The sequence below is a fragment of the Paenibacillus sp. FSL R7-0189 genome, from assembly GCF_037969925.1.
GTDB classification, from domain to species: Bacteria; Bacillota; Bacilli; order Paenibacillales; family Paenibacillaceae; genus Paenibacillus_AQ; species Paenibacillus_AQ odorifer.
This window is the reverse complement of the sequence record NZ_CP150223.1, coordinates 5056687-5068983: the sequence shown is the minus strand read 5'-3', so window position 1 is coordinate 5068983 and position 12297 is coordinate 5056687. Positions and strand designations below refer to the sequence as shown.

The 12297-nt window shown below is 44.0% G+C and carries 13 protein-coding genes; 2 read left to right on the top strand and 11 right to left on the bottom strand.

Annotated elements, in window-relative coordinates:
* Positions 1–37 precede the first annotated feature (37 nt).
* Positions 38–946 (bottom strand): chitosanase, encoded by a 909-nt coding sequence (locus MKY63_RS22140; protein WP_244886353.1) that lies wholly within the window; start codon positions 944–946, stop codon positions 38–40.
* Positions 947–1181: 235 nt separating this feature from the next.
* Here MKY63_RS22140 and MKY63_RS22135 point away from each other — a divergent pair, with 235 nt between their 5' ends.
* A complete protein-coding gene (locus MKY63_RS22135) occupies positions 1182–2024 on the top strand; it encodes an AraC family transcriptional regulator (protein WP_036688751.1) in 843 nt (280 codons plus the stop codon).
* Between the two features lie 5 nt (positions 2025–2029).
* Here the strand turns inward: MKY63_RS22135 and MKY63_RS22130 are convergent, their stop codons facing one another.
* The 3 genes from MKY63_RS22130 to MKY63_RS22120 form a co-directional block, all read right to left on the bottom strand.
* The gene (locus tag MKY63_RS22130) at positions 2030–2680 is read right to left on the bottom strand and encodes a polysaccharide deacetylase family protein (protein WP_235219567.1); all 651 of its coding nucleotides are present in this window, start codon (positions 2678–2680) and stop codon (positions 2030–2032) included.
* Positions 2681–2758: 78 nt separating this feature from the next.
* A complete protein-coding gene (locus MKY63_RS22125) occupies positions 2759–3310 on the bottom strand; it encodes a hypothetical protein (RefSeq protein ID WP_051491598.1) in 552 nt (183 codons plus the stop codon).
* Positions 3311–3604: 294 nt separating this feature from the next.
* A complete protein-coding gene (locus MKY63_RS22120) occupies positions 3605–4873 on the bottom strand; it encodes a hypothetical protein (RefSeq protein ID WP_076275207.1) in 1269 nt (422 codons plus the stop codon).
* Positions 4874–5142: 269 nt separating this feature from the next.
* Between MKY63_RS22120 and MKY63_RS22115 the strand changes: the two genes are divergently transcribed.
* Positions 5143–5616 carry a hypothetical protein gene (locus MKY63_RS22115; RefSeq protein ID WP_076275206.1) on the top strand — a complete coding sequence of 158 codons (474 nt, stop codon included), beginning with the start codon at positions 5143–5145 and terminating at the stop codon, positions 5614–5616.
* A gap of 102 nt (positions 5617–5718) precedes the next feature.
* On the opposite strand, the gene MKY63_RS22110 is transcribed toward MKY63_RS22115, so the two are convergent.
* The 7 genes from MKY63_RS22110 to MKY63_RS22080 all read right to left on the bottom strand — a co-directional run bounded on the left by MKY63_RS22110 (position 5719) and on the right by MKY63_RS22080 (position 11891).
* The gene (locus MKY63_RS22110; protein WP_076275205.1) at positions 5719–6927 is read right to left on the bottom strand and encodes a hypothetical protein; all 1209 of its coding nucleotides are present in this window, start codon (positions 6925–6927) and stop codon (positions 5719–5721) included.
* A 34-nt stretch (positions 6928–6961) separates the two neighbouring features.
* A complete protein-coding gene (locus MKY63_RS22105) occupies positions 6962–8356 on the bottom strand; it encodes a hypothetical protein (RefSeq protein ID WP_076275204.1) in 1395 nt (464 codons plus the stop codon).
* Positions 8357–8482: 126 nt separating this feature from the next.
* On the bottom strand, positions 8483–9034 hold the full coding sequence (locus MKY63_RS22100) for a DUF4303 domain-containing protein (RefSeq protein ID WP_038572095.1): 552 nt from the start codon (positions 9032–9034) through the stop codon (positions 8483–8485).
* 63 nt (positions 9035–9097) lie between these two features.
* Positions 9098–9664, bottom strand: a complete 567-nt coding sequence (locus MKY63_RS22095) for a hypothetical protein (RefSeq protein WP_076100287.1) — start codon at positions 9662–9664, stop codon at positions 9098–9100.
* 37 nt (positions 9665–9701) lie between these two features.
* Positions 9702–10451 carry a hypothetical protein gene (locus tag MKY63_RS22090; RefSeq protein ID WP_036688766.1) on the bottom strand — a complete coding sequence of 250 codons (750 nt, stop codon included), beginning with the start codon at positions 10449–10451 and terminating at the stop codon, positions 9702–9704.
* A 181-nt stretch (positions 10452–10632) separates the two neighbouring features.
* Positions 10633–11250 carry a hypothetical protein gene (locus MKY63_RS22085; protein WP_076141039.1) on the bottom strand — a complete coding sequence of 206 codons (618 nt, stop codon included), beginning with the start codon at positions 11248–11250 and terminating at the stop codon, positions 10633–10635.
* Positions 11251–11318: 68 nt separating this feature from the next.
* Positions 11319–11891 (bottom strand): hypothetical protein, encoded by a 573-nt coding sequence (locus tag MKY63_RS22080; RefSeq protein ID WP_036688772.1) that lies wholly within the window; start codon positions 11889–11891, stop codon positions 11319–11321.
* Positions 11892–12297: the final 406 nt, after the last annotated feature.

The window sequence follows — 12297 nt, the reverse complement described above, 5'->3', positions numbered from 1 at the left end:
CGAGAAGAACGGTGGTTCTACTGCCCTTACATTCCTGTTATTGGAGTTCCCAGTCGGTGACTTGAAGAATTGCCGAATCTGCACCTTTCAGGTCTGTCTCTCCCATGTTCAGCAAATTGCTCCACTGCTTCACACGGTTCTTGCCGTTAGGCGGAGAGTTGTACTCATTAGTATCCACAATCTTGGTCCGTTCTTTATAAAATTTGGTCATGAAAGTCTTCTCATCCGTGCTGCTTCCGGATTTACCCAAAAGCCCTTGAAGGGTCTCGGAGCCGCCGGTAGCTCCATGGTTCAGCGCTGCATCCACGAAGGAACCAATAGTTAATGCCGAGTTAAAGCCGCGTTTGCGGGCCTGCTCCACACTGTATTTAATATAGATATTGTAGAACGTTTTCCACATAGCCTCTCTCCACTCGGGATCATCTTGCAAATTGCCGATTTTTCTACAGAAGCTCTCTTCGCTTTCATTGATCTCGAGGATCTTCCCTTTCATCGAACCCTTAACACCGATCCGGGCCAATGCACCTTTAACCGAAGGATTACTCGCGCCTTTAGCAGCGTCATATGCCTTGAACAGATCCGGACCGTCAGGACCGGTATCATTTGAGCCGCCTGTAGTTGCACCAAATATTCCAATCGTATACCCGCGGTCATCATCAATATCTTCACAATATCCGTAAAAATCGATCCAGTTCAGATCGTCCTGCTCCGGTTTGTTGACAAGCATCATAATATTGTTCCACTGCTCACCATCCAGTCCTGTGTTGTCACGCAAGAATTGAAGTGTTGCCGGTGAGAAGTTAGAATCAGGGTTCCCTGCCGCATAACTTTTCTGTTGAGATGTTTTGGACAGACAGCCATAAGAAAAAATCATTGAAAAACTGAGCAGAATCATCAATGAAAATTTCATCTTCTTGGAAACCTTACTCTTCGTTGAATTTAGCACCGCAATCTCTCCTTTAATTGAATAGTTTAAGCGCTTTAACTTTTAGCGGCAGTGAACCTTATCCCCAACCCATCTGAGCATGACAGCCCTCCTTTTACCAACACTTGGTAATTCAGTTCAAGCTTATCTCAAAAAGTTTGTCCAAACAGCACGTATTTTCTTGTATTTATTAATTTTTATACATATGTTGCTACAAACCATAGATTAAGTCTACAATCCTCTTAGGAGGTGCTGAATGAAGCCGGTATTTTATGAGTCTACTCTTTTTGACATCAGCCGCAAGAAACAGGTATACACCAGCATGCCTGCAAGACACTATCATGATGCATATGAGATTCTGTATTTAATATCCGGGGATTTTTATTATTTTATAGGGGACAGAACCTATCAGGTTGCGGGCGGAACACTGCTATTTATGGATATTCACGAAATGCACAAACTGGTCAATTCAGGCTGCAATATGTATGAGCGGGTAACACTCCTGTTTAAAAAAGAATTCCTGCAGCATTTCTGCACCGGCAGTCAATGTGAGGAACTGCTCGAATTGTTCAAAAGTGATTACCGCGCTTTGAAGATGACCGGGATGGATCAATATTTCATCGAACAGCTTTTTCAGAAGATGATCCAGGAGGGAAAGAAGCAAGCCCGCGGATACGAACAGTACCAACAAATATTATTGGTGGAGCTGCTCCTCTATCTTAATCGTAAACTATTTGACAGCCGCACAGCTTCATTTGTGGAATCCAATCGTACACATAAGAAAGTCCTGGACATCGTTAATTATGTAAATCAACATTATATGGAACCACTTAAGCTCTGTGAGATTTCACGGCAATTCGACATAAGCTCCTCCTACCTTTGCCGAACTTTTAAAGAATCCACCGGGTTCAGCTTCATTGAATATATCAATAATATCCGCATCAAAAAAGCGCGTGATTTGCTGGTTGGCTCTTCGTTTAATGTTACTGAAATTGCGGGAATGGTTGGGTTTGATAACACCTCCCATTTTGGACGAACCTTCAAATTAATAATGGGCATCTCGCCGCTCTGCTTCCGCAAACAATTTAAGTCTAAATAGCAACGTCAAGACATTTCGTCAAGCCGAACAAATTGCAGGTTTCTTGCCTGCAGTTGGTTTAGCACTTCTTCTAGAGCTTGCAGCATAAAATAAGGAGCATGCCGGTCCGCGCCCGCAGTCTCACCGCTGTCGTGAAGTAAAACAACGGAGCCATCGGTGATTCCACCTAATAGAATGGCCTGCATCCGGGTTTGACAGGCCCGGATGTTCCAGTCGCCCGCCTTCAGGGACCATAAAACAATTCGATACTGCTTGTGCCGAAAGAAATCAAATAGATTGATTAATCCCCAGGGTGGACGGTAATGATTGGGTCTGATTCCGACAATAGACTCTATAATATCAGCGGAGCGGTCCAGATGTTCTCGCCTAACAGTACTGGGCAGCATCAGCCAGTTAGATGTATGGCAATAATTATGGATGCCAATCTGATGGCCTTCCCGATCCATTCTTCTGATCAGATCTGGATACTGCTCCGCTCGCGATCCAAGCACGAAAAAAGTAGCCTTCACTTGATGTAACTTCAATAAATCCAGCAATTCCGGCGTATATTTCGGATGTGGCCCATCATCAAAAGTGAATGCCACCTGTTTTTTTACCGTTCCTTTGCGAAAGACACCAAAGCCGCTCACTCGCGTAATCAAACTTGGAATAAACATGTAAAGAGTAGCGGCACATAGTATTCCTCCTATCAGATATGTAAGTATGATTACACCTCCTTATAACAAGCCTAAGTCCTATCCAGAGTAGTTCTGTCCGGGTGAGAATCGATTTTTCAGTGAGGCGCGTGAATGGATCAGTAACATCGGGACCAGTTGCTCTGTTCGCCGATTGATTCTTTGTCTCCCTTCCGGATGCATGGCAGACAGCAGCAATCGAAGATAGATGGTGGTGATGCGTTCGAAAACGCCGGACTTTATATTTTGTTGTTCAAAACCAAGACCGTGTGTTAATCCCCGATGGAGCAGTGTAATCCCCAATAAAGCCTTGACCTGCCTGAACTCGGACTGCGATTCGAAGGCTTCATTGATTTGGTGCATTGATTTGCGCAGCATGCGAGCCGTTTGCAGTGCGGCACGATCCGATCCTTCGGACCGGATCAACTTCAGGATTCTTTCATTGTCGAGGTGGAGTTCTCCCACCCACTCTCCCTGATTGATGACCGTGGCGTCTTGGCATACAATAGGCTGTCCCCGGTGCTTTTTTAGCATCACGGTACATATTCCAAAGCGTGACTTATGCGATCCGCGAAAATGTGAAAGCAACGCAAAAGCTTTTTCCCACATCATCCAGACGGACTGCACCGTGTTTTTACGTATTTTGAAACCCAACTCATTCACCATCCTTAAAACGGTTATTGTCTCTCATTTCATACATTGTACCTAACGGAGTTTTCGATTTTCTTAACGTCTACTTATATTTGACGCTGTACACCGGAATTTCTCTGCGTGTATATCAAATTTCCATACAATTATTTTCATAAGTCTAAATTTTTGGCATCCAACTACATAAAGAAAAACCCATGTCTCTTGGACATGAGTTTCGGATGTTATCTTTTTGACTAAATCAATCTGGTTTCACTATCAATCCAAACTACCCAACTCCACCACATCTCCGCTAGTAGCCTTCACTGCAAAATCACAATCCAGCTTCCCGCACAGCACATACTTCTTCTGCCCAGGATTATACACATAGACGGGTGTTAATTCGAACCATCCCCTGAGCTTGTCATAAGCTTCGTCATGGCTCACAGCAATTTCCCCTTCGCTCTGGAACTCATCAAACGTATCGAGCATTAACTTGTTATCCATATAATTTATAACCTTATAATTTTTCGTATCGATAAACAGGAGGATCTTACGCTGAAAAATACGATTACTTGGCGCATTCCTCCTCAATGTCGCTTGAATATGTCCTCTTTCCCGATGTAAAGTCTTCAGTATCCATTGTCCGGATTCATCCGGATAGAGCTGGCTTAAACCAGCTTCGACTGCGGCTATACATTGGGCTTGTTCTACGTCTGTGATTGAAAATGAATCTGGATGCGGCTCACGTGCTACTGCCTGTTCGATTGTAACTACTTCTTGCAGACGGATCTCCGTCCTTGTGAACTGTTCCGTGTCCACTTGCTCCCAATGTATTACTTGATCAATATTCAGTCGTGCTCTCGTACCTGATATCATCTCAAATGGAATTGTGGTTGTTCCATCATTTGTAATGTAGATTTCTTCTATCCCATAGATCGGCAGGAGATGCTTCATCTCGTACACTGGATATTCGATAAGCTGTAGTTGTTTTTTCGCCAGTGGCTCTACCGCTTGAAGCGTGAGAGAATAATGCTCTTTGTGCACAAGGGAGCTAGAAGGAAACTGGCCATATACACTATAAAAAATAATCCTACCTTCCGCATCGAAGCGTAACTCCATTCGCCCGCCGGGGGAGATGGGGATACCGTCTATACATTCGGCAAAATGATATTCTCCTCTTTCTTCCTTCAATAGGTAGAATTGTTTACCATATTCAAGCCCTACTTCAGCTTCCATCCACTGAATAACGCCGTTTATTTCAATGTTTTGGAATGGTGTTCGATTTGCATAAGATTTCCCTCCAACAAAAATAACACTTTTATAGTTTCGGGATAGTAAGTCAATCGTAATGACTGCAGTTCCTTCCGGATTATAATCCTCCTTCCATTCCTTAATGTGAGAAGGAAACCATTCCATACTAAGCAAATAGTCGGTTTCTCCCAGCATCGTAACTTCGCGATAAATTTCATTTGTATGTAAGTAGTAGTTGTCCAATCCATAGGTTTGCTGTGTAGCATTAACTAGTTCTTTGATTCGGAAATCCATATCAGTGCACCCCACAAAATTGATGCCTATATCATATCATTACTTAGCAATGATTATGAAGCGCAACGAATCATATCTGCTACATATTCTAAGAGCTTATGTAATGGGTTTTGCTGGTGTTCAGAAAATGATCAGTAGCTTGGGGTTTAATAATGCAGAGTGTATCAATCTATTGTACCAAGTCAGGGAAATTCACCCTACTGACTTACAACCTTGCCAGAATACTAAACATGTATAGTGAACACATATTTTAATGGAGGTATATCATCATGATTGACATCATCGACGGAAATGCGGCATTAATACATTTTTTTCCACTTCCGGCGCATCTTTATTCTAAGAATATTGCTTGTATTGTTGCTGTGGCTCATGAAGAAGAACGGGGTCCAAATTTAACAGCCCTCATAAATGCTCTATACTCGAAGGGATATACAGATCTTGAACATCTATTAGATTCCACATGGAAAAAACTATACCAAGTTCCGAGGTTGGGCCAGCAAAGACTGGTGCTTCTACTTAGTTTACTAGAACGAATTTCTGCAGATCCCAAGACAATAGAAAACTATACAACTGTCCCTCCTGTTACCATCCACAGTAAAAAGGAAATGAAAGAATTAACTTTAAAGAGGATCATTAAGAAGTATAACGAAACATCTGTAGAGGTATTAACTGAAGACAGCGAAAAAGAAGCTCGTTTAAAGAAAATTAAAGATAGACTCCGAGAAATGGGGATGATCGTATAACAAAACCCCGCCAGTATAGTAAAGTGCACCCCTTAGAATAGACATTGGATAAACCCCTGGGTCAATCCGATTTCTATTCTAGGGGTGTGACATTCAATTCATTTAGTAATCGCGCGCTGCATCGAACCAGTGTTGAGCCATCTCCTCTGTGATAGGCTGGCCAATCAAGTGGTCAGACTGGCTAAGTTGCCATACCGCTTCACCAAGATCTTCTCGTTCGGTGGTTTCGATGCCCTTAAGATTGTTGAAGCGCACGGTGAAAGCGGTAATGGCGGCCTCTGCTTCAGCAAAGCTATGGGCCTCGGACAAGGTTACCTGTGCAACGTTGTAAGCTTCATTAGCCAGCTTGGCTAGACGTTTAGTCCAGGAGGAGAATGGGCGGCCAAACTCGGTCGTCCACCACTCTGGCTTTCGTAATTGGCTCACTGAAGCATGGTCGGTCCAAGGACGGATTTCAGCGCGAGTTTTCATTTGCTTTTTTAGATGCTTGCCAGCGCTCTCTTCCACATTGTAGGCGATAAATCTGTCAAGCAACGGCCACGCGTTCAAGGTCGGCAAATCCTCCAGATCAGGCATGAAGCGCAGCTCCAGATTCGTTAACTCGGTATGATGAGCCAATAGATTCAAATCGCAGAAGTTTCCCCACAAACTCAGTGATTTAAGGTTTGGGTACCGGTTTAGACACTCTAGCGAGATGGGCTGTCCCAGCGGTGCGTTATGTAGCGTCAAGCTCGTTACCTGGTGCAGCTCCCCCATATCGGGCAGCAAAAAAGGGGAATCATTCTTACGTCGGCCGGTGCGCGGTGCTAGTGTAAGAGAAGATGGCATATCACCTGTGGCCGAGAAGCGTGATAGATCACCAGACACACTCAGGCGGAAAGGCTGCTTCGGAAGTATTAGGCTAAGGGACCTCCCGGATGGTTCCAACTTGACATGCAAGCCATGCAAATTGGACTGACTGGCGTCCGCCACCGTGTCTGCAGACAGGATCGGAGTCCATATCATCTCTTCAATGGGACGTTTCTGTGCCCAGTCAAAGAAGCCTAAATCACTGCCTGTATAATGCAGAAATCTCGGCCAGGGAGAGCCGGCCGGTGTGGCAAAGACATCGAATACGGTCCAATCGATAGGCGCATCAGACGCGACATGAAGGTCAACCTTTTTCCCCAATTGCGACGGACCCATGGATAGACTGCCCACACCGGGCTTAAGGACAAGAGTATGACTACGTGGACCTGTCAGGTTGATAGGATAACTACCAACTTCTCTAACAGAACCAGCTGAAGGACCAGCTTGGCTATCATTTGGCATTTCTATCATCCTTTCCTCTAAAGCATATCAAGATCTAACTATTCACACCTGACTCTATCTTTTCAGTAATAAATTGTTTAAATCTTGTAAAATACCGCTCTGATGCTTCCCAGCGCCTAAGATCCAAATAGGGCATGTCCTGCTTACCATATTGATCGGGCGGCTGATAATGCCGGGAAACATAAGTTCCATTGTCCAGTGTATAAAAATAATACGCTTCATCTGGAGTCCTGATTTCAATCCGACCATGTAGGAGGTCTCCGTCCTCGTCCGTATGCGTTTGACGGAAGCTGTAACATTTGGAGCCGTCCCAGAACCCGCCATTCTCCTCCACTTCCGAATATAATTCCTGAATTAAAGTGTGTTGCAAAATGTCTTGCACATACTGTACCTCAATGTTTGGTAAATAAAGCTCAGCCATATTAACGCAGGTCAGCAACATCGTCCAGCAATCGCTAATCTCTGCTAGTTGTTCCTGAGACTCTTCTGTAATGTCCTCCCACTCAGACCCTTCTTCTATGGTTCTCTTCAACAAACCGACAGAATGATCTTGCTCCAGCCAAATATAATAGTGATGCCGGTTATCATTCATATAAACGCTAAGATCCCGCTCATCCCCGTCAGCATCAATATGCTCCAGTTGAACTTTGAAAAAAACGTCTTGCTCGCGAAAATTAAAAGAAGGCTTGTCACTTGGCATTAAAATACACTGCGTCAACTTCAATATATTTTCTTCATTGATCGTGTTATGGATGAAATATAAATGAACTGCGTTCTTGCTAGTGGGGGATTCATTTATTTTTTTTAGAGCAGAACGGCCTTCTTTAATTACGTTCACCAGTGTGGCAAAGGAAAAGTCCTCCTCATCCTCATCCATATCCAAAAAAACTTCATCAATCAACACCTCATGAATGTCCACCGGAAGCCTCTGAAATACGCCGTCCCCCTCCCACACATTTACTAAGCAAGCGATCGATTTATGGCCGTCCACTTTGAAACTGTACTCGTCATCCTGAACTGAAACCGCAGCGCTGAGATCACCTTTAACAATCGTTTCTCCATGATTGTAGGAGCCGCATAATATTTCCTCAATCATCAGGTTGCCCGAAACATAAATTTCCTGACCTCCTACAGCTATATTTTTTGCACTCAAATTACCGGTCACCAAAAGCCCTATGGCGCCATCAGTTTCTTTATTATAAAGATTGTCTACAGTAAAGTTTCCTTCTATAAAAATGATGATTACCTCTTTTTGTTGCGGGAAAGGTTGCTCCCAATCTAGATTAAGAGAAGGCAGCGTCAAATCCCCTTCATAGTAAGCGGCAAGTTGCTCGTCACTAAAATCTTGGTAAAACTTCGCCCACCAAGATCCTTCGGGAAATTTATCTGCTAGCTGGCTAATAGGAATGAATCGGAAAAGATTGCTCATACATTATTTTCCCTTCATTTTGAAATTTCCATTATTTCCTCACATGCCCCAAGGCTTACGCCCTGCTTAATCTCGACCATTTTATTAAATCCGAATATAGTAGACGGTTCCCGAAAGCGGAGGCTTCTACTCCGCCGCTTCCGCCAACCATACTTGCATAGCCGAAGATTCTGCCCGATTCAAACGGAGGGCGATTTCAGTATTGATCTCATCCGGCGGCATGACTTCGACAAGGACGCATACTGACTCTCGCAGTTGATTCAAGGCAAACACACCTTCATCATCGAGCATTTTCATCGCCAGCTCCATGGCCTTCAGCCTCAAATCAAACTCACGATTCCCTTCGTCATTCTCAAGATCCGCAATGAAAGGACGCTCGGTAAATCGTTGTTTAACGTTATCGAAGTTCTCATCGCCGAAACAACAATAGGGCGAATCCGCATAAGACCATTTGATAAGTTCCGCAATCGTCGATGCCGGTGTGTCACTTTCCACTCCTTGCCTGGCTGCTTCCATCTCCAAAGCTTCCCACGACCAGGCGGAGATACTTGGCGCATGTCCCTCGCCAGTAGTGTATAGAGTACAGTAATAGTAACGTTCGCCATTTTCAAAAAGAGTGCGAAAAGACGTTCTAGCAGCATCGGCGATCTCTATCGCCAGCGTCTCTATTTCTTGCATCGGCTTCCTCCTTTCCGTTAGTGGATCCGCTCAGGCAGGATGTCTTCTATTAGCTCCAGCCTTCTACAAATGATATGGCGGCGCTTTTTCTACTACAAGGTTATCAGGATGAATATCAGTTGGCTCATAGTCATTCATACGGAGAAGGATATACTCAATCTCTTCTAATGGCATCTGCAATTTCTGGCTGACTTCATAAAGACCCATGTCTTGCGAAAGTAGTTTCCGTGCTTGATTTAACTTTCCATTTAGCCAATTATTTTCGAGCATCCATTTTTTCACTAGGTCCAGTAGTTGATTTTGGGTTTTCTTATCTGCATGCTTATTATATTTAGCAACTGACTCTGACAAATAGTTAAAAAGGTGAATACCTAATCCCTCACGTTGCTCATGCTTGGACATCCGTTGGTATTGCTCATAACTTATGCTGATATCTAATTCGAGGGTATGATCCCTGCTATCAAACCGTCTGGATGTTTTTCGACCATAACCTTCAGGTAAAACACGCAAAACAAAAAAGATATCATAGGGAAACTCCCATGTATTTGCTAATTCCTCTAAGGGCAGCAGTTCATCTCTCAATTGACCCACACACGTTCCATGTGTATCCAAAGTAAAAACTAGTTTCATGCCTACCTCCCTCTCCCATACGTAAGGAGCACCCAGATCAGCTGTTATTTTCTGAAATCGCTTCGCAGCCTTTCGACAAGAGCCACTGCTCCATATCGGCAAACGCCTGCCCCGTATCCTGTTCATAGAAGACGGCCACCTCTTGCTGGTAGGCATAATTCAATCGTACATAGCCTCCCAGCTGCCGGTAGAACAGGAAACAAGCATAGGCATTCTCATTAAACAAATCCGGCGGAAATTCATGTTGGCACAATCCAGCCAGTTCGGGTAGCGTAAGCTGGTCCTGCCCTTGTGGCAAACGCAAAAAGCGATGGCTGCGAGTGCCCGTCCACGGTTCATAATAGACGCTCTCCCCTTGAATGATTCCATACACCTGACGATATATTTCGTCCAGCACCAAAGCGTACATCCCCTCGTCTTCCTGCTCCGGTGCCTGCAGGAAAATCGCCTTCACGTGCTCCGCATGCCGAGGTAGCCAGAGCAGCCCAGCTGTCTGTGGATACACTGCCAGAAAATCACCGTCAACCGTTGTACCTATAACGATACACTCCCCGATCTGTTGCTCAGTAATGGGGCTGTTTTCGTCATGCTCCCATAATCCGTACTCTGCAAAAGGTTTGAGCACCTCCGCATCCGGAAGCTGAACATTCAACCACCCTCTGTAAGTTCCTTCGCCGAATCGCCGCAAAAACCGGAGGTAGCCCGGTGGATAAACAGCGGCATCTTCCTTCGCAAGTGCTTGGTTTTGGTCATCAGACAGCGGTTTTGGCCGAGATACGATGTACATAAATACTCCTCCTGCTGCCCCCAACATGCAACTCTTCCAAATAAGAGAATTCTTTAAAATATTGCAGGTTGAGGAGCTTTTTTATCCAAGATAATACTGAAATTTTAGAGAGTGCAACATATCAATCCCCAATTTTTGAATTCTCCAGCTTGGCCAGTGCTTCGGTGTCATTTGCCCTGAACTATTTTCCACCCATCACAAGCCCATATTTATTGAAAATCCATGATTTGCTCAAATCTTGCATCGCACCATGGCTTATACGCACAGAAGGCTTTTGCTCCTTCATAGCATCTGCATCATGCGCCGAGAAGCGAAGCGGCCTTGTCATTTTTTTAATAGTACCCGTTATTTCATCGAAAAACGTATATGTTAATGGCTTATGGTCCCGAATATCCTCATAGATATAATACTTCCCTTTTTCATCTTCCAAATCTATTTGAAAGCCTTTAGGAAATGATAGCAAGATACACGGCAGTTCATCCTCTGCCCATTGTCCGTAATATGGAAAATAGACACCTTCATTTCTCGCGAAAAATCCAGAGCTTTCATTATCAGACGCAACAGAAATAGAATAAACAAAGAAAGGGAAACCCTCATTCCTTTTTTCTTCTGCCCTAAAATAATCATAAAAGGTCTTATACGCCTCATACACCTGATTCAGATCATGCTCTGTCTGGGCATAATTGGTTAGATGAAATTGCGCTTGCTTATGTTCAAAAAGCTTCAAAACGCTTTCAAACTCTTCCGGCCTTATGAAGAATCTAAGCTTATAAAATCCGCTGTTCTTTAATCTATCCATTTCTTTTCGCTCACCGCCATGTACTAAAATGTCATCTCAGCTGTCCTTAGCCATTTGCTCGTGTATTTTCAAAATTCATATTTCACAAATCGTTTTCTGAGAGTTTCTTCGTACGGGATCCACTCCCAATCACTCCATAAAGACATACTTACGAGTTCTGACAGCTTATCTACGGCTTGTCCCGGACTCGTTATGTCAATGAAGCCGTCAAAATCCTCATTACGGATATCCAACGCTTTTCGCAGGTAGTCATCATTGAGACGCTCTTCCCGGAGTTGTTCATATTCATCCCTCGTCCACTGTTCACAAAAGATCTTTTCGGCTTGAATGTCTCCATTCTCGAACAACGACAACTCGAATATTTCCTCATTCATATATCCTGCGGTCATCACTGGCTCCCCGATAAGCTGGGACAACGTTTTGCCGGCCTCCTTCACCGTACCCCATACAAAATAATCGTGGAGCACGCTGATCCAGTTCTCGTTGCTTTTGCTTACGTACATGACAACTTTGCTCTCTGGAGCCTCATGATTGGACTTGCCTAATACTTTGGCATGCCCTTCGCTTAGCTCTCTTAATGCTTCGACAGTCTTCTCAAGGTTGTTCGACTTGATATGCAAATTTGCGAATGATCTTCCCACGAGATGGCCTCCTCTAATCGCTTTTTTTTACTCAGCCGGATTCTATTTATATCCTATTGATCGGTTCTATGAATGTCTCATATTTCCATTATAGTGATCGCTTGTCCTGAGTCTACCTACTTTTCACCTGAATTTTGGAAATAACCTTTGCATAGAAAGAGATATAACCTTGACCGTTCAGCACAATCTCTAGCTCCTTCCCTCCTTCTCGCTTCGCTCACTCATTAAAAAAGGAGGGTATCCCTACGTCAATTTATGACGTTTGGGACACCCTCTGTCGAACTATTTCACACCCTTATTACAGCACTCTCCAACTTTCTGCTCAAAAATTTCCTGTCGTCACTAATGGTACGGATCAGCGCGCTGGCTGTAACGGCAAGTTCTGATTTTAACTTACCGTTGTTCG

Bases quoted from the DNA above. Each gene is read 5' to 3' on its own strand.
- MKY63_RS22135 (WP_036688751.1), top strand. From the start codon at position 1,182: ATGAAGCCGGTATTTTATGAGTCTACTCTTTTTGACATCAGCCGCAAG.
- MKY63_RS22130 (WP_235219567.1), bottom strand. From the start codon at position 2,680: ATGTTTATTCCAAGTTTGATTACGCGAGTGAGCGGCTTTGGTGTCTTT.
- MKY63_RS22125 (WP_051491598.1), bottom strand. From the start codon at position 3,310: ATGATGTGGGAAAAAGCTTTTGCGTTGCTTTCACATTTTCGCGGATCG.
- MKY63_RS22120 (WP_076275207.1), bottom strand. From the start codon at position 4,873: ATGGATTTCCGAATCAAAGAACTAGTTAATGCTACACAGCAAACCTAT.
- MKY63_RS22115 (WP_076275206.1), top strand. From the start codon at position 5,143: ATGATTGACATCATCGACGGAAATGCGGCATTAATACATTTTTTTCCA.
- MKY63_RS22110 (WP_076275205.1), bottom strand. From the start codon at position 6,927: ATGCCAAATGATAGCCAAGCTGGTCCTTCAGCTGGTTCTGTTAGAGAA.
- MKY63_RS22105 (WP_076275204.1), bottom strand. From the start codon at position 8,356: ATGAGCAATCTTTTCCGATTCATTCCTATTAGCCAGCTAGCAGATAAA.
- MKY63_RS22100 (WP_038572095.1), bottom strand. From the start codon at position 9,034: ATGCAAGAAATAGAGACGCTGGCGATAGAGATCGCCGATGCTGCTAGA.
- MKY63_RS22095 (WP_076100287.1), bottom strand. From the start codon at position 9,664: ATGAAACTAGTTTTTACTTTGGATACACATGGAACGTGTGTGGGTCAA.
- MKY63_RS22090 (WP_036688766.1), bottom strand. From the start codon at position 10,451: ATGTACATCGTATCTCGGCCAAAACCGCTGTCTGATGACCAAAACCAA.
- MKY63_RS22085 (WP_076141039.1), bottom strand. From the start codon at position 11,250: ATGGATAGATTAAAGAACAGCGGATTTTATAAGCTTAGATTCTTCATA.